Consider the following 21,218-nt stretch of genomic DNA (forward strand, 5'->3'; position numbering starts at 1 on the left):
TGTGGGTGCCGTGCCCGTTTCGGTCAACGGCATCGGGGGCCCCGGTGAAGTTGGCCTGCGCGCCCACCCGGTCGGCCAAATCGGGGTGGGTGGCGTCCACGCCGGTGTCGAGCACCGCGACCTTCACGCCGGCGCCGGTGTGCCCGCTCTCCCACGCGGCGGGCGCGCCTATCTGCTTGACGCTAACGTCCAGCGTGGGCTTGCGCAAACCGTCCAGCCAGATCTTCGTCGCGCCGTCGGACAGGGCCCTCCCGCCGCCGGTGACGCCGTTCCAGAACCGGACCCGGTCCTTCTTCGCGGTCCGGACGGCCAAGCCGTCCACCGCGGTCAACTCCCGGGCCACCCGGGCGCCGCCCGCGGTCATGGTCGAGCGCAACCCGCCTGCGGCTGCCGGGCCCGAACGGGTCACGATGAGCGGCAGGTCGTCGCGGCGGTCGTCGTAGCCGAACTCGACGAGCGTCGTCACGTCGAACAGTCGTGGATCAAGTCGTCCCTGGCGCAGCAGCGCGGCGGCGTCGCTGGGCAAGACTCGTAGCCGCCCGTCCCGCTCGTCGGTGACGAAGGAGATCCCGGTGCGGCCCGCACCCCGTTCGACCAGGACGCCGCCGTTCGAGCCGGTCAGCGTCACCCGGTCTCCGGTGATCAGGGTGACGGTGACCGGGGCGGTGCCTTCGCCGGTCGGCCGTGCCGGCGTGGGGCCGCCCTCGGCCGCTGCCTGCGGCGCGGCGAGCGCCATCATCACGACCCCCGCCACCAGCGCGCCCGCCGTTCGTCGTCTGCTTGTCATATCGTCCTTCCAGCCGGAGTACATCTGGTCCGCCTCGAATGACGGACCACATGTACTCCGCCGGATACGCCTGCGGCTTTCACCGGTGGGGTCGCCGGCGGTGGAGCGACGTCCTGGGTGGAGGTGCCAGCGTCGCCCATCGGCAGAGGCGCGGATGGTTCACCGTACGGAGTGCGATGACCCGATGTCCCCAGACGGTCACTGAGCTCGATCTTTATCGTGGGTGGTCCGGGAGACGACTTCGGATGATCAGTGGGCTTAAGCCGCCCAGCGTGGCAAGCACGTTCCTCAGCCCATGCCCACCGGAATCGCCAAACGGCCGGCGTGAAAGCAGAACGCCCCATCGGTTGAGTAAGGGGTGTGACTGCCAATATGACGGCTCCGGATCTCACCGAACCATCGGAGACGATCAGCGACGCGGCCCTGCTGGAGCTGTCGCGCCGAAGACCCGAGCGGTTCGGGGAGATCTATGACCGGTACGTGAGCGAGATTCACGCGTACCTGGGACGGCGACTCGACCGGCAGGCTGCCGACGATCTCACCGCGGAGGTCTTCCTGGCCGCGTTCAGGAAGCGCGAGGCGTTCGATCCCGAGCGTGGAGAGGTCCGCCCGTGGCTGTACGGCTTCGCCACCAACCTGATCTCGTCGCACCGGCGTACCGAGACCAGGCGGCTGGCCGCGCTGCAACGCAGCGCCACCGCGCACGACGGCGCAGAGCACGGACACGAGGAACGCGTGGTCACCCGCGTCGACGCCGTGAGCGCGCAGGGGCGGCTCGCGGCCGAGCTGCGCGCGCTGTCCGAAGGAGACAGGGACGTGCTGCTGCTCAGCGCGCTGGGCGAGCTGAGTCATGAAGAGGTGGCCAAGGCGCTGGACATCCCGTACGGCACCGTCGGATCCCGTCTGTCGCGGGTGCGCAGGAAGCTTCGTGCCGCCCTGGGCGGCGTCAACCCCTTGCTTGGAGGCTCTGATGGATGATTACCAGGCGGTGCGGGAGCTGCTGCCCGCGCCGCCCCTGTCGCCCGAGGTCGAGCGGGCCGGGCGCGAGCGGCTGGCCGCCGCGTTCGCCCATGAGCGGGTACGGCGGGGCCGCAGAGCAGCCAGGTGGAGCGCGTTCGGGCTCGTCCTGGCCGGGGCCGCCGCGGCGGCCATCGCGATCGCGCCGACGGCGCCCCCGAGAGCGCCCGCCACCTCTGGCACGGTCGCTCAAGCGGATGGCAAGCGGTTCCTGCTGGTCGCGGCGGAGTCGGTGGCCTCCATGCCCGACGAGGGCGCGTGGTGGGGCCGTACGGAGGTCAACGGCCGGCAGTTCCACGAGCCTGGCGGCCGGTACGTCCTGCGCGAGAGCGAGTCGGTCGAGACCTGGATCCCCGCGGACCCTGAAGGGCGCAGCTGGTACCGCCAGACACCTCAGGGAACCAAGCCCGCGACGCCCCAGGACGAGGCGGCCTGGCGCGTCGACGGCTCGCCGACGTCATGGACGTACGACAAGACCTCGGAAACGGGACACTCCGGTGCCGTACGGGCGGAGCCCGGCGAGCAGTCGACCTGGTCGACCGAGGACTGGGACTTCCGCATCCTCACAGCGGGCAAGCCGCTGACCAAGATGAGCGAGATGCCCGATACCCCCGAGGGGCTCAAGGCGCTCTTCGACGCCGACGACCGCACCACCATCGACACCGCGGCGCGGCTGCTGTTCTTCGCGCCGGTGACGAGCGAGACCAGGGCCGCCGCGTACCGGCTGCTCGCCTCAGCGCCCGGCGTCACCACCGTCGGGCAGGTAAGTGACGCGCTGGGCCGTGCCGGGCAGGCGATCGAGTACGAGTCCGGCGAGTTCGCCCCGCCGAACTACGCGGGGGCGACCAGGACCCGGCTGGTGATCGACCCCCTCTCCGGCAGACCACTTTCCATCGAAACCCGCGCCGTCGCAGACGGCCTGCTCCTGACGTACACCGCGATCCAGGACAGCCGCTGGGCGGACGACAACCCGTTGAAGGAGAACGAATGAGATCCACCCTCGCCCTTACCGTCGCCGCTGGGCTGATCTTCGCTGGCGCGGGCGCCGCTCCGGCGTCCGCCGACGCGCCGGAGGGGGCGTACTGGCGGGTCGAGACAATCTTCACCACGACTCATCCCCACGCGGTCGGCAGTGGCTACTACCTGACGCAGCGCAGGATCAGCACCGAGTGGCTCTCGCCCGAGGGCAAGAGCTGGAACGGCTTCCGTGAACTGGGCGCGAAGCCCGCGACCGGGAAGGACGAGGCGGCCTGGCGCGCCGACGGGTCGCCGACCACATGGGACTACCGCACGGAGGGCATGAAGATCCATCTGTCCACCAAACCGGACAAGGGCTCCATCGCGGCGGCCAAGGGCAGGCCTGACGGGTTCCGTCTGGGCGAGAAGTTCGTGACCTTCCAGCAGCTCCAGTCACTGCCCACGGACGTCGAGGCGCTCAGGACGTACCTCGCCGCGGACGTCAACGCCTGGATCGACAAGTCCGCGGAAGAGGCCAAGACCACCGCCCCGAAGTCCACGAAGAACGACTGGCTGGTCAACTTCGACCGATACGTCGCCGAGTGGGCCACCCAACTCCTGTACGCGAACCCCGCGCCCGACAAGGTCCGGGCCGCCGCCTACCAGGTACTCAAGACCACCAAGGGGGTCAGCGACCTCGGCCGGGCCGAGGACCCGCTGGGCCGCTCCGGCCAGAAGCTTGTCCTGCCCGTCGCCTCCAGCAAGGGCACATTGCTCAAGCAGCAACTCCTGGTGGACACCAAGACCATGACACTGCTGGCCGAATACACCGACCTCAAGGACGGCGGCAAGGCGGTGCTCGGCAAGTCCGGCGTGCAGACGTTCAAAGCTGGTTGGACGGATGACAAGCCCGCCGTTCCAGGCGTGAGCTGACCCTTTGCCGTAGCCCTGACGTCGGCGTCAGGGCTACGGCCTCCATGGCCGTCGCCGACTGCCACCTCGGGCTGCTCGACCTGCATCCCGTCCGACGGCTGCACGATGTACTTGTACACGGCAACCCGATGCTCCTCTACGCGCGGACGGCTGAGATCCGCACCAGGGTCAAAGTCCGAGGATGACATCACCCATGTGACTCCGTCCTTGTGCGGCCGCGGACTGATCGTCTCCGGGCCGCAGACCACGGCAAGAGCACCGCGCTCAAGCAGCTGGGACGCACGCACGAACTCATGGTGGCGCCCATCACCGCCGCGATCGCATATGGAGCATCAGGCTGACACCCTGACTCGACCCCGTAATCGGGTCTGTCTAGTTAACGGTGTAACTCGATCTTGATTGGGTTATCGGGTGGTCGGGGTGAGACGGCCTTCGAAGGTGATAGCGAAGGCGTTGAGGGCGGCCTTCCAGCGGGTGATCCAGCGTTTGCGGCCCTTGCCGGTCGGGTCCAAGCTCATGATCGCCATGTAGACGCACTTGAGCGCGGCCTGCTCGTTCGGGAAGTGGCCGCGGGCCTTGACCGCCCACAACATCGCCTCGGGCACTCAGGCGAGCATCGCCGTCCCGGCGGGGCAAGCTCGCCGACGGGTGGAAGGTGCGCTGGCGCCTGCGCGCGGTCTCTGACCAGGCCGCCTCGGCCTGGTCGGACTGGCGACAGGTCACCGTCGACGTCACCCAGCCCGGCGAGGAGCCCCTGGCGCAGACCGCTGGACCGGTGATCCGCACCGACCAGAGCTTCACCGCTGCCGCCTGGCTGCGGTGGAGCGACAAGGACGGCGAGTTCACCGCCATCGAACAGCGCGGTACACAGCAGTCGGCCTTCCGGTTGGGGAACAGCCGGGACAGAGGCCTGTTCTTCACCCTTACCTCCGGCGACACGCCTGACGCGGCTTCTGCAGGTGTGTTCTCAGATGTGGAGCCTCCGGTCAACGAATGGTTCCACCTCGTGGGCGTCTTCGATGCGACCGCCAAGAGCGTGGCTCTGTATCTGAATGGCACGTTGCTCAAGTCGGAGAGCGTCAGCGCCGACGCCTGGAGTGCGAGGGGGTCTCTTTCCCTCGGTAGCCGCATGGTCGGAGACATCGACAATGTTCGGCTCTACCAGCAGGCCTTGGCCGCGGGGGATATCACCTCGCTCTACACCCTTCCGAGCGCCACCGAGAAGCGCGCGGTCCGTAAATCGCCTGCGGAAGCCGAGTCACGGACTTCGCAGGAAGACGAATCGCAGGCCATTGCTGCCCCCCTTCCTCCGTTCGACTACGACAGGGTGAAAACCCTCGAAGACTGCGCCAGGGCTCGAGCGAATTCTGGTTCGCCGTATGCGACGCCTGGCTGGGCGGACGTTCGTCCTTACAGTGGCTGCTGGAGCAAGTTCCTTGCCTACGGCGACTGGACCTTCCATCCGTCGGAGCCGGACAAGTACCCGCCCGTGCCGGATGACGGGTACAAGGTCGAAGCCACGGTGGTCATGCACACCTACCTCGGAACCGCCGACGGTTCCGCAGCTGTGGGCGATGGAAGCCGCGACCCCGATCAGATCAAGGTGTGGACCCACCTGGCAAACATCAAGGGCTACGACGACGGTAAGGAGACGGGTGACTTCGACGACACGAAGTCACTTCAGCTGGACGTCCAGCTGACCGGCAGCGACGGCACCCAGTGCAAGCTCGTCGAAGGCGAGCCGCGCAGGGAGACGATCCGCAAATGGAAGGCCAACGGCTACAACGAGTGGCTCGTCAAGTCCGACGTCGCAGAGGGCGATTCACACAACTGCACGATTCGCCCCCTGCTCTTCGAGTTCGGCGGGATTCCCTACTTCAACGAGGCGAGGCCTCTTTGGAACAAGATGGAATACCAGAACGTCCTCAGCAACATCAAATTGCCCTTCGGGATCCAGGTGATCGGACTCCCCACTGCTCCGGGTCGTGAATATGCACCCACGGTCCGCTGCGACGACATAACCTTCTCCCTGAATTTCACAGATCGCCAGCACAGGGGTGCCTGTATTCATGCCTGAGATTGTCACTCCACGGCGCGACGCTCGTCATGTTCGAGCAGGTGTTCGACAGGGTCGATGTTGGCGGTGACCGATCTACCCCGCGTCTGGCACGACGGCCGCAGGCGCAGCCTCCTCGCATGGGAACGCCGCGCGGATGGCTGGTGGGCGCATCTGCGGCATGTCGAGCTGACTCCGCAGCCGCGCTCCATCGACGAGGTTTACACGCCCGTCGAAGACTGGCAGCCCGCCTCGGCCGTCCAGAAGATCGAGGGCGAGGACTACAGCCACGTGGCGCGCAAGCTCGCCGCCGACTGAGACCTTCAGATGCTCTCGATCTTGGTGGGCTGCTCGCACCTGCCAGCCTAGGCGTCGGCTCGCCACAGAGCGCGGCGCGGCGGGCACAGCGGCACGGCGTTGCTGAGCTGGGTGTGCCACACGTAGGCGGCCCGCAATTGCTTGGCGGACCAGGTCGAGGCTTGCGTATCACTGAGGCCGTTGTGGTCTATCAGATGATGGCCCTCGCTTTCTCACATCAGTAATCAAGTCCAGTTGTTTCCATAATGTCCAATCTGTGACCCTGTATCCGAACGACCGAATTTCACACGCCTTCACTCAAGGGGATCAGCCGTGAACCTCGCACCCATCGACAAGTCCAAGCTCGCGCGCAACGGTGAAGAGTTCCTCGCACTGGCTGCCAGCGACGCAGACTGGATCATCCGCTCCGTAGACGATCTGCGCTATGTTCGAGAAAACGACAAGGAAGGACCGTTCGCCACGCTCCCCGAACCTGACTTCAATGCGTTCGCCAACAGCCTTCGATTTAACAAAGGGGCCGTCTCTGGCGGGTCCTACAGATTTCTGATGCCATCGCTGACGCTAACCCAGATCTACGAAGTTTTCGAACGGTTTGGAATGGCGAAGCAGTACTTCAATGAAATACACGAATGGAGGTGCACGGCAGCAGGCTGGAAGTTCGACTTCTGGGAGTTCTGCCCGTCTACCTGCTAGGACCCTCCTTTGGTAGGTCCTCGGGCACCCCCTGCGCAGCGAGGCGAGGACTACAGCCACGTGCCGCGCAACCTCGCCGCGGACGGGCGCTAGAACTCGTCGTCCTTACGTGGCCGGCCCCCGCCGGCGCCTCGGCCTGGCCGCGGCCAGCTGGTGATCGTGGCGGGTTTCCAGACGGGCGTGCGTCCGATCATCTTGTCCTCGGGCGGCAGGCCGTTGGGGTCTCCGTCCTTGCGGCGCTGCCGGTAGGTGTGGACCGTGCGGAGCTTGACCTCGAGGTAGTCGGCGATGTCCGCCATGGTCCAGTAATCCGCGTCCATGTCTGGATGAGCCATACAAAGATTATGGGGTCGGCGTCTGGCGAGGACGAAGGCTGGCATGGGCTGGGTCCTTCCTGGCATGCCTGAGGGCCGGAAGCGAGTCGGTGGGACGTGGTCCCGGTCGCGTATCCGGCCCCAGGGGTTCGGGGTGGTCAGTGTGGTTCGCGGTAGTGCATGTCGCCCTCGTCGTCCTGCTCGGCGTGCGCGTCGATCCAGGTGGCGCCGAGGTCGTGGCGGCCGAGCGCGGGTCCGGGATGATCACGTGGGTGCTCCGTTCCGGGAGGGGCGGGGGCGGCCCGAGGGCCGCCCCCGAGGTGGGTCAGCGGCGGACGAGCTGCATCAGGCGCTTGTGCGTCTTGGACTTGATGTCGTCGTCCGTCCCCTCCAGGAGGGCGGTGGCGCGGGCGATCTCCTCGCTCATGGTCTTGCCGGGGCGGCGGGGCGCGAGGTGGTCGAGGTAGTCGGTGACGGCCCGCTCGGCGGCGTAGGCGGTGCGGCCGACGCGCTTTGCCTCGGCCTTGAAGATGACCGTGAGGTCGTCGCGGCGGCGGTCGGCGGCGTTGCGGGTGCGGACGGTGGCGTCGGCCTCGACCGGCCAGAGGTCGGCGACGACCTTGTGGAACGCGCCGAGGGTCAGGTTGGTGCGGGCGAGCGCGGTCTCCTCCTGGGCCCAGCGCTCGTAGTACTTCACGGTCAGGCCGAGGGTGCGGAGTGCCTCGTGGATGCGGTCCAGGGCGTTGGCGGTGTGGCGGACGGTCCAGCGGGTGTGAGCGTCGCGGACCGCGAATCGCTCGGTGTTGGCACACCGGCCGCCAGGGGGTGACGAGGGCCTGGGCGGGCGACGATCCGTCGTGGCTGTTGAGCATCACGAGGAACGGGATGATCTCGTCGTTGATGCCGTCGGCGTCCACGGTGACCGACTCGGGCAGGCGCATGGAGACGAAGACGCGGCGGCCGCCGCGCAGGGACCCGGCCGACTCCCAGATGACGTCGTGCTGGTCGACCAGCTCTTCCAGGAAGGTGAACAGGTCGCGGTTCTGGATGACCTCGTACCGGCTGCCGACGACGCCGAGCGGGCCGCCGGTGTCGGTGCGGACGGTGACGTACTGGTCGGCGAAGGAGCGCAGGCTGGGCGTGGTCTCGTGCTCGCCCATGAAGGAGTAGCGGACCTCGCGCTTGGTCACCTCGAATCCGATGCCGCCGAGGTCGAGGACGGTGTCGATGTCGCCGACGCCGCCGGGGATGATCTGGCCGAGTCCGTGCCAGGCCGGGACGGCGCTGTAGAGGGAGGCTTTGCCGTTGGTGTCGACGTCGAGGCCGTGGTTGGCGACCACCTCGACCTGACCCAGGGCGTTGCGGTTAATGGTGAAGACCTCCCCCGCGTCCCAGCCCTGTGTGACGCGGAAGCGGTTCTCGCCGATCGGCGTCATGCGTCCGGCGGCGACTTCGGCTCGGATCCATGCGGCCTTGTTGGTCTGGCGCTGAATGGCGGCGTCGCGGGCGGCGCGGCGGTCGGCGAGCTGCTGGGTCTTCTCGGTGGCGAACGCGGCGTTGACGTCGATGGCGGTCATGTAGCCTTCTGCAAACTTTGACTGATTGACTACTACAAAGTATGCGCAGGGCAAGTGAGCATGTCAAGCTCACTACTACAAAGATTTCAGAGAGACCGCCCGGCCCGCAGCTTCCCCAGCACGGCGCTGACCGGATCGACGAACATGGGCCCGAAGGGCGTCCTGATCGCCCGGAGCTCCGTCACGTACAGCGGACCAGGCGCTCTGCGGAGCGCCTCCTCCAGCAGCTGCCAGTTCACTGGAGCTCGCCCAGGTCGACGCCCTCGAACTGGTACGTCACCGTGACGTCGCCGCCCACCAGCTGCTTCACGGGGATGTCCAACCCGAGCAGCTTCGCTCGCCGCTCCTGAATCTTCAACATGCGATCGATCGCCGCCAGCACCGGCGCATCGTCCTCGAGCGGCTCGCCGCGACCGTCGTCCACCGCGGCATTCCCGTCGTCGTCGATGAACGGCTGGCCCAGCCGTACAACCCGCCCCTGGGACACGGTCACGTGCCGCCGCTCCAGGACCTCGCGCGACTCAACCCCGAAGCCCGCGAGGCTGCACGCAAGGCCCGCGCGGCGAAGAAGGGACCGTGTTCGCGGATCTGCTGGCGGATGTGGGCGTTGAGGTCTTCGGCGCGGGTGGTCCCGAGGCGGGCGAAGACGCGTTCGTAGGCGGTCCATGCGTCGCCGGGGACGCGACACTGCCTGGGCTTGGTGGAGTCTCCAGTCCCGACACCCCGGAAGACATCGCCCTCCTCGACCAGGCGGAGACCGAACTCGCCGAACGCCGCTCCCGCAAGGGCGGCCGGCCAACTGGTCTTGTTCGGGGGCTTGCGCGCCAAGACGAAGGTCCCGTCGTCTGCGCGAACGGCCCGCCACTGCGACAGGTTGATGTTCCACAAGGGGCGTTCGTTCTGAATGGCCATCCTCTCCGCCTGCTCGGTGGCGGCGCGAGTGTCGTCCCACTCGATCGAGCGCGTGACCACGGTTGGCCACCAGCTCTTGGTGTGCTTGTGGCCCTTGAAGCGGCTCTTCGTATTCGCTGCGATCCCTACGTAACTCGCCCAGTGAGTGAACGAACCGCTCTGTACCGGCTCTACGACGCCAACGACGTGCTTCTGTGGCCTGGCGGATGGCTTCCCGGCTCATTTCGGTGAGACGGACGAGGTCGACCTGCTTGCGGCCGGAGTCGATGGCGTTCTGTAGACGTGTGTCGCGGCGCTGCATCGCGGCTTCGATGTCTTCCTTGTAGTCGCGGATGATCTTGCGGATTTCGTCGCCGCTCATGGGCTGCGGCATCCTCCCCACCAGCCGCCCGGGCTCTACACCGCCGTCAGCTCGGACGGCACCACCACCTACCTCGTCCACCGCGCGAGCTGCACCTGCCCGGCCGGGCAGCGCGGACGCTACGCCTGCTACCACCGGGCGGCCGTCGCCATTCTGAGCGCCGCGCCCGCCCGCCGCACGGCCTGACCACCTCGGCGGCCCGCAACCCGGGCGGGCCGCCACCCACCGAAGGGAGAGCACCAGATGGCAGAGCACGACCCGCCCCCCGCCGCCCGTCCTGTGGTGACCTGAAGAGGCGGACCCGAGCTGGACCCGGCGACGGAGTGGGAGTACGACCGGGAGCGCGAGACCTAACCCCGCGCCGAGGCCCCTGCCCAACACGGGCAGGGGCTTCTGCGTCCCAGACCCCGACTTGGCCCAATCAGTGACCCTGCTGGTTAACTCGGATTTGCCAGTCTGCTTCGTGATCTGATGGTGCCTGTCCTGGATCATGAGCGTTGTGGCAGCAGTCGTCGTCGTTGTCTTCGTCCTGGCTGCCGAGGTGGATGGAGGCGGCGATGTCGATGCAGCCCAGGCCGTGGCCGGAGCCGACACCCGAGGTCGCGGCGGCGGTTCGGGCGATCTACCAAGGGAAGCGGCAGGTGCCGTTACCGGTCCGGGTGCGCGATGAATTAGGCGAGGTGTTCGCCGATGAAGTGTTCGCCGCCGCGTTCGGGCGCGAGGGCAGGCCGGGCTGGTCGCCGGGCCGGCTGGCGTTGATCACGGTGTTGCAGCGGGTGGACAACCTCACAGACCGGCAGGCGGCCGAGGCGGTTGCCACCGATCTGACCTGGAAGTACGCACTCGGCCTGGACTTGAACGATCCCGGCTTTGATGCCAGCGTGCTGAGCGAGTTCCGCTCCCGGGTGATCGCCCACGGGCTGGAGGAAAGGCCCCTCGATCTGCTCCTGGCGGCGTTGCAGGAGCGGGGGTTGCTGCAGGTGGGCGGTAAACAGCGCACCGACTCCACGCACGTGATCTCCGCGGTGCGGGATCTGAACCGGGTGGAGCTGGCCGGCGAATGCGTCCGCGCCGCGCTGGAGGCGCTGGCGGTGGCCGCTCCCGGCTGGGTGCAACAGGTGCTGGAGGTGCCCGGCTGGGCCGAACGCTATGGGCTGCGGGTCGATTCCTGGCGGATGCCCACCTCCAAGACCAAGCAGGAAGAACTAGCGCGGGCCTACGGGGCCGACGGGTATGCGCTGGTCGAAGCTGTCTACGCGCCGTTCTCCCCGACCTGGCTGCGCCACCTGCCCGCCATCGACACGCTGCGCGTCATGCTGATCCAACACTATGTGCGCACCACCGACAGGCGGGGACGGCAGGTGATCAAACGGCGGCGGGACCTCACCCAGGGTGGCGAGGGCTTGCCGCCGGGCAGATACCGGCTGACCTCCCCGTATGACGTTGATGCCCGCTGGGCGGCCAAGGGCAGCGAGCTGATGTGGAACGGCTACAAGGTGCACATCAGCGAGACCTGCCACACCCCCACCGACGCCCAAGCCGCCACCGACAGCAGGCACGGCATCGACGGCATGAACGGCGTGAACGGCGTGAACGGCGTGAACGGCGTGAACGGCACGGACAGGACGCCGCCGAATCTGATCACGAACGTGGCCACCACCAACGCCACCGTGCCCGACGTGGCGATGACGTCGGTCATTCACCACGGTTTGGCCCGGCGCGGCCTGCTGCCCACCGAGCACTACCTGGATGCCGGCTACGCCTCAGCCGAACTGATCGTTCAAGCACGTGAGCGGCACCAGCTGGCTCTGATCACCCCGCTGCTGACCGATAACTCGGTCCAAGCCCGTACCCGCAACGGCTATGACCGCGCCGCCTTCACCATCGACTGGGACAACCAGCAGGTCACCTGCCCGCAAGGACAGACCAGCACCTCCTGGACACCCTGCCGACAGCGGGGCACCCCGCTGATCGTGGCTGCCTTCCCGACCAGCGTCTGCCGCCCCTGCCCCGCGCGAGCCTTATGCACCAGCGCCAAGCACGGCGGCCGTCACCTCACCCTGCGCCCGCGACCGATCCAGAAAACACTGGACGCGGCCCGCGCCGCACAGACCAGCCCCGCCTGGCGCGACACATACAAGATCCGGTGCGGCATCGAGGGCACCATCCACCAAGCCGTCGCGGCCTGCGGCCTACGCCGCGCCCGCTACCCAGGCATCAAAAAGGTTCACTTCGAACACGTCGTCTCCGCCATCGCGCTCAACCTGATCCGCCTGCACGCCTGGTGGAACGGACACCCACTGGATCGGACCCGCACCAGCCATCTGGCCCGACTCGAACCGGCCCTGACCGCCTGAAACGAGTTAACCAGCAGGGTCCTACAGGGCTCGCTCAGCGCGGCCAGGCGTCGCGGCGGGGGGGCGCGGTAGAGGACGCGTGACGTCGCGAACCAGTCCCGGTCGAGGAACCGGCCCGTGATCCGCCCCGCCAGGATGAGGTAATACTCCACCTGCTCCCGGAACCCGGCGTCATCCAGGTCCAGGTCCCGCGCGTAATCCTGGAACGCCTCCTCTCCCACCCTGCCCACATACTCTCCGTCGTGGTAGTAGACCATCCCCTCGTCGGCAAGCTCGTACAAGCCGGCCATGTGCCAATGAGCGAGGATGCCCCTTCCTCCCGCGCTCGCTTCCTCGGACAGTGTGAAGCCCCTGTTCATGGTGACTGAGACAGACCAGCCCGGAGAGTGCGTCCCGATCCAGACCAGAGTTTCCTGCTCGTCATTGTCGATCAGGTCGAATGCGGTGAGCAATGCTCAGAACCTGTGGATCGGCTCGGGGGCGTACCCTCCCGAGTGATCGATTCGAAGGTCACTGAGTAGGCCGACGTTGGCGCGTCGGCTGGGAGGGCACACCCATGCTTACCGTAGTCAATGCCGATGGCACGACGTCGAATGGTTCCTTGATCGATGAGATCGTCCGGGAGGGAGCGCGGCGGATGTTGGCCGCGGCCCTGGAGGCCGAGGTCAACTCCTATCTGGCCGAGCTGGCCGACGCTCGTGACGCCGATGGCCGTCGTCTGGTGGTGCGCAACGGGTTCCATGCCGAGCGGACGATAGCCACTTCGGCCGGGCCTGTGCAGGTCAGGGCCCCGCGGGTGAACGACAAGCGGGTAGATGCCCAGACTGGCGAGCGTCAGCGGTTCTCTTCGGCGATCCTGCCACCGTGGGCGCGCAGGTCCCCGAAGATCTCCGAGGTGCTTCCGCTGCTGTATCTGCACGGCCTGTCCACCGGCGACTTCGTCCCGGCCCTGGAGCAGTTCCTCGGGTCGGCCGCCGGGTTGTCGTCGGCGACGGTGTCGAGGCTGACTGCGCAGTGGACCGACGATCACAAGGCGTTCCAGAAGCGCGACTTGTCGGCGACCGACTTCGTCTACGTCTGGGCCGACGGCGTGCACCTGAAGGTCAGGTTGGACCAGGCCAAGGCTTGCGTGCTGGTCCTGGTGGGCGTCCGCGCCGACGGCAGCAAGGAGCTGATAGCCCTGGACGAGGGCTATCGGGAGTCATCGGAATCGTGGGCGAACCTGCTGCGCGACTGCGCACGGCGCGGGATGCGCGCCCCGCATCTCGCGGTCGGCGACGGGGCCTTGGGCTTCTGGAAGGCGCTGCGCGAGGCTTTCCCCGAGACCAAGGAGCAGCGCTGCTGGGTGCACAAAACCGCGAATATCTTGGACTCCCTGCCGAAGTCGGCGCAGCCGGCGGCCAAGGCCGCGATCGCAGACATCTACAACGCCGAGGACAAAGACCAGGCCACCAAGGCCATCAGGACATTCGAGCGGCAGTACGGTGCGAAGTTCCCCAAGGCCGTCAAGAAGATCGTCGACGACGCGGACGTGCTGTTGGCGTTCTACGACTACCCGGCCGAACACTGGATTCACCTGCGCACCACGAACCCGATTGAGTCGACATTCTCCACCGTCCGACTGCGCACCAAGGTCACCCGCGGTGCCGGCTCCCGCGCGGCAGCCCTGGCAATGACGTTCAAGCTCATCGAGTCCGCCCAACAACGCTGGCGCTCGGTCAACGCGCCCCACCTGGTCGCTCTCGTGCGTGCCGGAGCCCGCTTCGAACGCGGCGTACTCGTCGAACGTGACGAGGTCAGCGCAGCATGACCGGCCATACCGAGCTCCCGCTGCTCTTCCTCGACGTCGACGGGCCGCTTCTCCCATTCGGCGAGGACCCGCAACGCGCACCGCGGGTTGCTACACCGGACTCGCGCTTGGCCCGGCTCACCTCCGAGGTGAGGCGTCGGCTGGCAGCGCTGCCCTGCGAACTCATCTGGGCGACAACCTGGGAAGACGAGGCGAATGCCGAGATAGCACCCCGAATTGGGCTGCCGCGGCTGCCCGTCGTGAGCTGGCCGGAGTCAACCGACCAGCATGCTCGTGAGGACCAATGGTTCGGGCTCCACTGGAAGACCCGGCCCCTGGTGAACTGGGCGGGCGGGCGCCCGTTCGCCTGGGTCGACGACGAGATCACCGACGCCGACAGGGAGTGGGTCTCCGCGCACCATAGCGGCCAGGCTCTCCTCCATCACGTGGAGTCATACCGGGGACTCGCAGACGAAGACTTCGCAGCCCTCGATCAATGGCTTCGAGCCCTGTAAATCACCCGCAATCCACAGGATTTGACAATTGCTCAATGCGGTATCGAGATCGCAGAGAACTCCAGAGCCCGGATCCACCCGGAAACGCTCTGCGGCTTCATCGATCTTCTCCGTGTCGATCCATGCCACATCGAAGCGGCTGTTCAGGAGGTACTCCTCCAGGAGATCCCACTGGCTCTCCGCGGGCATCGCTCGTGACAGGTTCAACGGACAGTTCCTTTCGAGGTTCGAGCAAGTCTGTGAGTGGAGGCGGATGACCGCCTCCACTCACAGACGTTCAGCTGGGCTACCTGAGCTTTGTCCGGATCAGCTCACGATCTTGACCCAGAACTGATTACCGGGCACGACACGATAGTCGGCGTAGAAGCTGTCGAGGGCGGCCCCATGATCCAGGTTGTGCTGCTTGGGAACCGCTTGGATGGAGTAGTTCCCGTCCTTCTTGCCGGCGCCTTCCAGCGTCGACGCGAATGGATACTCGTCACACTGGAGCCAGCCCGCCTGCGGAACCCCGTAGGCCCATTTCTTCGCTGTCTTGTACTCATCCCAGAAGTAGTACTTGCAGTGGTTCACCCCTATGAGCTGTTTACTCGTCGGCTTCGGCCTGGTGCCGTCGGGAGCCAGGGGAAGATCCGGCCAGTGTTTCTCGTCAGCTGTACCTCGGTCCGTGACCGGCGCGCCGCAGGCATGTTGTCTTCCGTGAGGCGTGCAGGTGACGCCGTGAAACGCTGCTCCAAGTCGCCCACGCGCCACTCAGCACGAATCTGCCGTGACGGCATCGCGTGTGGGGTGTGAGCAGCGTCGGAGGAGAGCCGCCGGTGGATGGCAAGGGCCTCCTGCTCCGATCCCGGAGCAGGAGGCCCACCGGCTACATGGTCAGCGCAGCTTTCGGAAGGTCTCCTGGACGTCGTTGGTGAAGGCTTCGGGGTTCTCGTAGTGGACGAAGTGGCCGCCCTTCATGTGGGCGTTGACGTTGATCACGTTGAAGGAGCTGCGTGTGGGGCCGTTCTCAAAGGCGGCGATACGCCCTTCGACGGTGTCGACGCCGGGCGGGTAGGCGTCGCCGAGGAGGAAGGTGAAGCCGGCCGGCGGCTCGACGACGGGCTGGCGGTTGTGGGAGGGCACCCACGGATAGCGCACCGCGTTGCGGTACATGCGGATGGAGGACCCGATGGCCTGGTTCACCCAGAAGGCGGTGGCCTCGGCGAGGATGAAGTCGCGGGGGAAGTTCTCATCGAAGTCACTCCTCTTGTCGCTCCACTTCTTCCACCTCCGCAGGAGCCAGGCGAGCATGCCGATGGGGGAGTCGTTCAGGCCGTGGGTGAGGGTCGATGCGTCGAGCATGTGGACCGCGACGTGGGAGACGTAGGTGCTGACGAGGTTCTCCAGGCCCGCCCGCAGCTCCGGTGTGGCGTCCTCGGGAATCTTGGCGCCGTCGGTCAGGTCCCAGAACCGCTCGTTCGCGAACTGGCCCGGAGGCATGTCGTGACCGTAGTGCAGGCCGATGATGCTGTCGGCGTACTTGTGGCCGAGCGCGCTGGTGACGAGGGCGCCGTAGTCGGAGCCCGCCGCGGCGTACTTCTCGTAGCCCAGCACCTCGGTCATGAGCTTGTGAATGATGTCGGCGATCTTCCAGTAGTTCAGGTCGCCCCTGCCGACGGGGGTGGACCAGGCGAATCCGGGCAGGTCGGGGATGATGACGTCGAAGGAGTCGGCCGGGTCACCGCCGTGGGCGGCGGGGTCCGTCAGCGGGCCGATGAGCGGGAGGCTGAACCCGCTGGACCACGGCCAGCCGGAATGAACGGCGAGCGGGACCGGGTTCGGGCCCTTGCCGCGCACGTAGTAGAAGTGCACGGGCGTGCCGTCGATCTCGACCTTGTACTGGTCGTAGGTGTTCAGCCGCTGCTCCTGCGCACGCCAGTCGAAGCCGTCCGCCCAGTACTCCACGAGCGGCTTGAGGTAGGCGGTGCTGATCCCGTAGTACTCCTCCTCGTTGTCCAGGTCATCGAAGAAGCGGGTCTTGTTCAGGCGGTCCTTGAGGTCGTCCAGGGCCTCCTGGGGGACATCGATCTTGTACGGTTCCAGCGCGCTGGGCTTGTTGTTGTTGCTCACGGCAAGGCTGCTTTCCTGTAGTGGTGGATGAGAAGTCGCTGTCCGGCACGTGGGTGCCGCCTGCCGGTGTTCTGATCGCGCCGTGTCGGATGTGACCGGCCGCCGGGCGAGGTGTGAAGGGGCCGCAGGTAGCGTCAGTTGGTGAAGTCCAGGCGAACCCGGGTCTGCTTGAGCTCGGCGATGTACCAGGAACCGTTCGTCTTGACGAAGCGTGCGTGGTAATGGCCGAACCCGTGCATGCCTCTGAAAGGGATGTGCTCGGACACGGCGGCGTCCTCGGGCCGGGTGATGATGTCCTCCATCGCCCATACGCCGTGGGCGGCGGTCGCCGAGTCGACGTCGATCTCGTCGGAGAACAGGTGGTGGACCAGGGTGACGCCGGGGCCGCCGCTGGCTCCGACCGTGGCGGCGATCCCTTCCCGGCCCTCCATGCGCAGCCACACCGATCCGTCAGGCTTGTGCGGGGTGAACGTGCCGTCTGGCGTGAACAGATTCGCCAGGTCCTGCCAGCGCTGATGATCCGCGTAACGGACGTAGCGAGCCATCAGACGACGAAGATCCTCAGTAATGCTCAGACGCTCAATGGCATCCATAATCGATCATCCCTTCCAGTGATGTGGACGGACATCCCGCCGGTGCTGCGCCTCGGCCGGCCGTGCCGTCAAGCGCGTTACTTTGTGTCGTGTCTCACAGGCGACAGACGCGCTCTACTTACGCGTCCTCGCCGAGCTCGGCATCGCGTCATTGAGATCCAGCGCCGTCAGCACCCGGTCCAGGTCGGCGGCGAAGGTGTCGTAGTCGTACCCGGTACTGGGCCGGTCCGAGCGACCGAAGCCGCGGCGGTCGTACGTGATCAACCGGAAGCCGGCGCCGAGCAGCGCCGCGGACTGCTTCTCCCACGAGTCACCGCTCAGCGGGAAGCCGTGGACGAGCACGACCGGTTGCCCCGCGCCGTGGTCCTCGCAGTACAGGTTGATGAGCGACGGCCCGGTTCCGCCCGCGGAGGCGGCGGCCTACCGTCGCGGATCGAGCAGCAGCTTCCCCGAGGTGCGCCGCGATTCGATGTCGATATGGGCCTGCGCGGCCGCATCCAGCGGGTAGCGCCCGGTGATGTCGACGCTGAGCTTGCCCTCGCGGATCTTCTCGAAGAGGTCCCCGGCGTGACCGAGCAGCAACTCCCGGCTGTGGATGTGGTCCGCGAACACGGCGTAGGTGATCCGGATGCTCCTGGGCAGGTCGAACATCCGCACCGTGGGGATCTCGCCGATCAGCGGACCGTAGTAGACGAGGGTGCCGACCCGCCGCAGGACCTCGATCGACCGCCAGAAGGTGTTGGCACCCCCACCGTCGAAGACCGCGTGCACGCCCTCGCCGTCGGTGAGAGCCAGGACTCGGTCCACAAAGTCGCCGTCCGAGGAGACGAGTACTTCGTCGGCTCCTGCGGCCTTGGCGGCCGTGACCTTCTCCTCCCGGGAGACCAGTCCGATCACGCGGGCGCCACGCAACTTGAGCAACTGGGTGACCATGCGCCCCACGCCGCCGGCCGCCGCGTGCACGAGGGCCGTTTCACCCTCCGCCAACGGCGCCGACTCGGTCACGAAGTGATGCGCGGTCAGCCCTTGCATCATCGTGGCGGCGGCGACGTCGCTCGGGATATCGTCCGGAATCGGGACCGCCTGGTCGGCAGGCATGGCGATCTTCTGCGCATAGCTGCCGAAGACCGAGACCCAGGCAACCCGGTCGCCCACCGCGAATCCGCTGACGTCTTCGCCGACTGCGGCGACCCGGCCTGCGCCTTCGACTCCGAGGACCGCCGGAACCTCGCCGACCAGACCGAATCCGACACGAGAGCCGGTGTCCATGAAGTTGATCCCTGCGAAGTCGACGTCCACCAGGAGATCACCCGGACCCGGCTCGGGGTCGGGCCAATCCTTCACCTTGAGGACTTCGGGGCCGCCGAACTCTTCTACCACTACTGCGCGCACAGCGCGCACCTCCTTCTACCGGTCGACAACCGCCGCTGGGGAGGCGGCGATTGTTTCGTGGGGCAACTCGCCCCGGGGATTGACAAGGGACAGCCTGCGCGCTCCTCGCGCTGAGCAGCCGGATCAGGCCTGCAGGAGCGAGGCGGCGTAGGCGGGATTGGTGTAGTCGCGCCAGGCCGCGATCTTGCCGCCGCGGAGCTCGTAGACGGCCATGTTCATCACGGGGACCAGCTTTCCTCCCGCCAGTGCGAGCCCGTGGATCTGCTCGGCGATGACCACGTCGCCGTTCACCGCCTGGTGCACGGTCTCGAAACGGACCTGGGCGAAGTTCGCGAACACGCCCCTCCACAGGGCGATCACCGCTGCGCGCCCGTGAACCGGCTTGTCGCCGTACGCGGAGAAGGTCACGTCCTCGGTCAGGAACGAGGCGAGCCCGTCCGCGTCCTTGGCGTTGAAAGTGCTGACGAAGTCGCGGACGAACGCGTCGTGCTGAGTGACATCGGACATGGCAGAGACCTCCAGAGGATTGGGTGGTTCGCCGGCGTCGGCGAGCCGTTTGGGTGAAGTGCGCGCCACCAGGCAGCGCATCATCGAAGGCACGTCGGCGTACCTTCGAAGCGACAGCCGGAGAACCGTGACCCTGAACGATGTCAAGGGCGATCACCGGGCTCCCGCCTTTGCGGACCGTGCCGCGGCCGCCTTCATCGCGGGTATTCAGGGGCGTCCAAGAAGGACAGCAGTCATCGGAAAGCGGTGGTCGACCTGCTGATCGACCATCTTCCAGGGAACTTGTATCGCCCTCGGGCTGCCGCACGGAACAGGCCGCGCTCTGGGTGCCGGCCCGTGGCCTCGTGCACCCCGATTGTGCCGTTGTCAGCCCCGAGACACCTGACTGCGCGCCTCGATGGCCCTGATCGTGTTCTTCAGCGCCTTCTCCAGCGTGCCTTTGCCGATGCTGCCCAACAGCAGTCCGATGACGCGGCCTTTGAGGTTCTTGCCTTCGCGGACCACGACGACGTCCAGCTGTGTCGTCCCGTCGGGCAAGGGGGTGAACGTGTAGATGTGGCCCGAGCGGCCGCCCCAGACGTTCGAGTCGATGGCCGTCATCACCACGCGGTGCGGGTCGGACCAGTCGTACCGCAGCCGTTCCCAGATGCCGCCCGATCCCTCGGTGACGTCGGCCGTGTCGGCGCCCTTCGCGTGCACCTTCAGGTAGTCGTCGGAGCTGTTGCCGAACAGCTGCCGGCGGCCCCGGCCGAAGTCGGTGAGGCCGGCCAAGAACTGCTCCGGCGTCGCGCTCGTCTGCTCGGTGAAGTGGATCGTTGCCATGGCTTTCTCCCTGCGTTCCTCGCATCGGTGTGGTGATCGGCTGCACCAAGACTGCCGGGGCGGCAAGCCTCGTCGAGCCCGTACCGGACCCTGGTCCCCAGGCGCCGTACCCCTGGCCCGGCCCCGGGGACCCCTGGCTCGGGCCAGGGCTCGCCCCTGGTGAGACGGGGCACCGTGGTCGGTGGGTGCCGACCGGCATCCCCTGTTGAGAAGAAGCTGATGGTGGACTCCAAGATCGAGGTGTGGTCGTCCCTGTCACGGACGTGGACCGGGCCAAGGCCTTCTCCTCGGGGATCGGCTTTCGCGAGGACGCCGACTTCTCAGGCCCGGGCGGCTTCCGGGTCGTCCATCTCACCCCGCCTGGATCGACCGCGTCGATCAACATGGGCACCGGGGTGACCGACGCGGCACCGGGGTCCGAGCGCGGCGTGCACCTGGCATCGAACTGCAGTCACGCGGCGTCGAGTCAGCGAGGTCTTCCACGATGCCGGTGGACGCCGTGCACATGGTGCGGGGCGCGGGCCCCGACATCTGAGCTGACTCCGCAGGAGTCTCAGGTCGCACGCGGGCGCCCGCCCCGACCTGGCAAGGCCGTGTCGCCCTCATGCTGCCGGCCAGGGCCGGGACGCTGCCGTCGGGGTCGGAGGGCCGGGCACCGTTCCGGCCGCCGAAGCGCGCGCTACACCCACTCACCGAACCGCAGTCCGTCGCCCCACTCGGTGACGAGCGCCGTGAACCGGTGGCGCCGCCACCCGCGGCAGCGCGCCCCCACCGTGATCCACCATGTGCCGGAACCGTTGCGCGATTCGGTGAGGCGCAGCCTGCGGCCGAAGGGCGCCTGGCACTTGTCGCAGGCACTGCGGTCCACGACGAACTCGTAGGTGAGCCGCGTGATCCACAGGTCCGTCTCGGTAGGGCCTGCTTCGACCCAGGCTGGAGGAGCTTGCGGAACGTACGGGACTCCGAGGTATATCGAACAGATCGTATTGAGCAACATCCAGTCCATGACGCCACGATCTCGCCGGAGTGGGGGCGTCGGCCCCGGTGAAGGACCCTGGCCGTGCGGCGCCAGGGACGGGCCCGCAGACCCGTGGGGGTGGACTTGCCGGCAGGGAGAGACCGTCGAGTACGCGCCGACCGTCAAGCACGTGGACCAGGTCGCGGGCGAGCAGGGAAGGTTGGAGCATAGGAGGCCTCATGGCCCACCGC

23 protein-coding genes and 4 pseudogenes are annotated in these 21,218 nt (G+C 67.1%); 11 read left to right on the forward strand and 16 right to left on the reverse strand.

What is annotated here, in order from left to right; translation table 11 throughout:
• Position 1 precedes the first annotated feature (1 nt).
• A pseudogene (locus tag H4W81_RS49815) lies at positions 2–127 on the reverse strand (S8 family serine peptidase); the annotation flags it as partial.
• A 67-nt stretch (positions 128–194) separates the two neighbouring features.
• Between H4W81_RS49815 and H4W81_RS46630 the strand changes: the two are divergent.
• The 4 genes from H4W81_RS46630 to H4W81_RS01970 all read left to right on the forward strand — a co-directional run bounded on the left by H4W81_RS46630 (position 195) and on the right by H4W81_RS01970 (position 3,694).
• On the forward strand, positions 195–443 hold the full coding sequence (locus tag H4W81_RS46630) for a hypothetical protein (RefSeq protein WP_225960915.1): 249 nt from the start codon (positions 195–197) through the stop codon (positions 441–443).
• Positions 444–1,159: 716 nt separating this feature from the next.
• Positions 1,160–1,765 (forward strand): RNA polymerase sigma factor, encoded by a 606-nt coding sequence (locus H4W81_RS01960; protein ID WP_192773198.1) that lies wholly within the window; start codon positions 1,160–1,162, stop codon positions 1,763–1,765.
• Positions 1,758–2,795: a hypothetical protein gene (locus H4W81_RS01965; RefSeq protein ID WP_192773199.1), complete on the forward strand. Its 1,038-nt coding sequence runs from the start codon at positions 1,758–1,760 to the stop codon at positions 2,793–2,795. The genes H4W81_RS01960 and H4W81_RS01965 overlap by 8 nt, the downstream gene beginning before the upstream one ends.
• Entirely contained in the window at positions 2,792–3,694 is a 903-nt protein-coding gene (locus tag H4W81_RS01970) for a hypothetical protein (protein WP_192773200.1), read from the forward strand. Before H4W81_RS01965 ends, H4W81_RS01970 begins: the two co-directional genes overlap by 4 nt.
• 404 nt (positions 3,695–4,098) lie before the next feature.
• Here H4W81_RS01970 and H4W81_RS01975 read toward each other — a convergent pair.
• A pseudogene (locus tag H4W81_RS01975) lies at positions 4,099–4,278 on the reverse strand (IS256 family transposase); the annotation flags it as partial.
• A gap of 71 nt (positions 4,279–4,349) precedes the next feature.
• Here H4W81_RS01975 and H4W81_RS01980 point away from each other — a divergent pair.
• From H4W81_RS01980 to H4W81_RS01990, 3 genes are all read left to right on the forward strand, one after another.
• Positions 4,350–5,771, forward strand: a complete 1,422-nt coding sequence (locus tag H4W81_RS01980; protein WP_192773201.1) for a LamG domain-containing protein — start codon at positions 4,350–4,352, stop codon at positions 5,769–5,771.
• A 66-nt stretch (positions 5,772–5,837) separates the two neighbouring features.
• Positions 5,838–6,068, forward strand: a complete 231-nt coding sequence (locus H4W81_RS01985; protein ID WP_192773202.1) for a hypothetical protein — start codon at positions 5,838–5,840, stop codon at positions 6,066–6,068.
• Positions 6,069–6,380: 312 nt separating this feature from the next.
• On the forward strand, positions 6,381–6,761 hold the full coding sequence (locus H4W81_RS01990) for a hypothetical protein (protein WP_192773203.1): 381 nt from the start codon (positions 6,381–6,383) through the stop codon (positions 6,759–6,761).
• Positions 6,762–6,850: 89 nt separating this feature from the next.
• Here H4W81_RS01990 and H4W81_RS01995 read toward each other — a convergent pair whose 3' ends face one another.
• The 5 genes and pseudogenes from H4W81_RS01995 to H4W81_RS02015 form a co-directional block, all read right to left on the reverse strand.
• Complete coding sequence (locus tag H4W81_RS01995) at positions 6,851–7,096, reverse strand: hypothetical protein (RefSeq protein ID WP_225958411.1); 246 nt, start codon at positions 7,094–7,096, stop codon at positions 6,851–6,853.
• Positions 7,097–7,400: 304 nt separating this feature from the next.
• A pseudogene (locus tag H4W81_RS49820) lies at positions 7,401–8,652 on the reverse strand (DUF932 domain-containing protein).
• A gap of 86 nt (positions 8,653–8,738) precedes the next feature.
• On the reverse strand, positions 8,739–8,891 hold the full coding sequence (locus tag H4W81_RS02005) for a hypothetical protein (protein ID WP_192773204.1): 153 nt from the start codon (positions 8,889–8,891) through the stop codon (positions 8,739–8,741).
• Positions 8,888–9,145, reverse strand: coding sequence for a hypothetical protein (locus H4W81_RS02010; RefSeq protein ID WP_192773205.1), 258 nt, complete (start codon positions 9,143–9,145; stop codon positions 8,888–8,890). Before H4W81_RS02010 ends, H4W81_RS02005 begins: the two co-directional genes overlap by 4 nt.
• Complete coding sequence (locus H4W81_RS02015) at positions 9,142–9,624, reverse strand: hypothetical protein (protein WP_192773206.1); 483 nt, start codon at positions 9,622–9,624, stop codon at positions 9,142–9,144. The genes H4W81_RS02010 and H4W81_RS02015 overlap by 4 nt, the downstream gene beginning before the upstream one ends.
• A 304-nt stretch (positions 9,625–9,928) precedes the next feature.
• Here H4W81_RS02015 and H4W81_RS49825 point away from each other — a divergent pair, with 304 nt between their 5' ends.
• From H4W81_RS49825 to H4W81_RS02035, 4 genes are all read left to right on the forward strand, one after another.
• Positions 9,929–10,111 (forward strand): SWIM zinc finger family protein, encoded by a 183-nt coding sequence (locus H4W81_RS49825; RefSeq protein ID WP_225959170.1) that lies wholly within the window; start codon positions 9,929–9,931, stop codon positions 10,109–10,111.
• 377 nt (positions 10,112–10,488) lie between these two features.
• Positions 10,489–12,282: a transposase gene (locus tag H4W81_RS02025; RefSeq protein WP_420538739.1), complete on the forward strand. Its 1,794-nt coding sequence runs from the start codon at positions 10,489–10,491 to the stop codon at positions 12,280–12,282.
• A 556-nt stretch (positions 12,283–12,838) separates the two neighbouring features.
• Positions 12,839–14,092, forward strand: coding sequence for an IS256 family transposase (locus tag H4W81_RS02030; protein WP_192773208.1), 1,254 nt, complete (start codon positions 12,839–12,841; stop codon positions 14,090–14,092).
• Positions 14,089–14,586, forward strand: coding sequence for an HAD domain-containing protein (locus H4W81_RS02035; protein ID WP_192773209.1), 498 nt, complete (start codon positions 14,089–14,091; stop codon positions 14,584–14,586). Before H4W81_RS02030 ends, H4W81_RS02035 begins: the two co-directional genes overlap by 4 nt.
• Here the strand turns inward: H4W81_RS02035 and H4W81_RS02040 are convergent.
• The 9 genes and pseudogenes from H4W81_RS02040 to H4W81_RS02080 all read right to left on the reverse strand — a co-directional run bounded on the left by H4W81_RS02040 (position 14,524) and on the right by H4W81_RS02080 (position 21,015).
• On the reverse strand, positions 14,524–14,793 hold the full coding sequence (locus H4W81_RS02040; RefSeq protein ID WP_192781454.1) for a hypothetical protein: 270 nt from the start codon (positions 14,791–14,793) through the stop codon (positions 14,524–14,526). The two genes, H4W81_RS02035 and H4W81_RS02040, sit on opposite strands and share 63 nt — an antisense overlap.
• A gap of 99 nt (positions 14,794–14,892) precedes the next feature.
• The gene (locus tag H4W81_RS02045) at positions 14,893–15,156 is read right to left on the reverse strand and encodes a NucA/NucB deoxyribonuclease domain-containing protein (protein WP_192773210.1); all 264 of its coding nucleotides are present in this window, start codon (positions 15,154–15,156) and stop codon (positions 14,893–14,895) included.
• 303 nt (positions 15,157–15,459) lie between these two features.
• Positions 15,460–16,695 (reverse strand): epoxide hydrolase family protein, encoded by a 1,236-nt coding sequence (locus H4W81_RS02050; RefSeq protein WP_192773211.1) that lies wholly within the window; start codon positions 16,693–16,695, stop codon positions 15,460–15,462.
• A gap of 134 nt (positions 16,696–16,829) precedes the next feature.
• Positions 16,830–17,288, reverse strand: coding sequence for a nuclear transport factor 2 family protein (locus H4W81_RS02055; RefSeq protein ID WP_192773212.1), 459 nt, complete (start codon positions 17,286–17,288; stop codon positions 16,830–16,832).
• A 141-nt stretch (positions 17,289–17,429) separates the two neighbouring features.
• Positions 17,430–17,672: pseudogene (locus H4W81_RS02060) on the reverse strand (alpha/beta fold hydrolase); the annotation flags it as partial.
• 36 nt (positions 17,673–17,708) lie between these two features.
• Positions 17,709–18,680: a quinone oxidoreductase family protein gene (locus H4W81_RS02065; protein ID WP_192773213.1), complete on the reverse strand. Its 972-nt coding sequence runs from the start codon at positions 18,678–18,680 to the stop codon at positions 17,709–17,711.
• Positions 18,681–18,803: 123 nt separating this feature from the next.
• Positions 18,804–19,187: a nuclear transport factor 2 family protein gene (locus H4W81_RS02070; RefSeq protein ID WP_192773214.1), complete on the reverse strand. Its 384-nt coding sequence runs from the start codon at positions 19,185–19,187 to the stop codon at positions 18,804–18,806.
• A 366-nt stretch (positions 19,188–19,553) separates the two neighbouring features.
• The gene (locus H4W81_RS02075) at positions 19,554–20,009 is read right to left on the reverse strand and encodes an SRPBCC family protein (RefSeq protein WP_192773215.1); all 456 of its coding nucleotides are present in this window, start codon (positions 20,007–20,009) and stop codon (positions 19,554–19,556) included.
• Between the two features lie 679 nt (positions 20,010–20,688).
• Entirely contained in the window at positions 20,689–21,015 is a 327-nt protein-coding gene (locus H4W81_RS02080) for a hypothetical protein (RefSeq protein WP_192773216.1), read from the reverse strand.
• Between the last annotated feature and the right edge of the window lie 203 nt (positions 21,016–21,218).

The sequence above is a fragment of the Nonomuraea africana genome, assembly GCF_014873535.1.
GTDB lineage: Bacteria > Actinomycetota > Actinomycetes > Streptosporangiales > Streptosporangiaceae > Nonomuraea > Nonomuraea africana.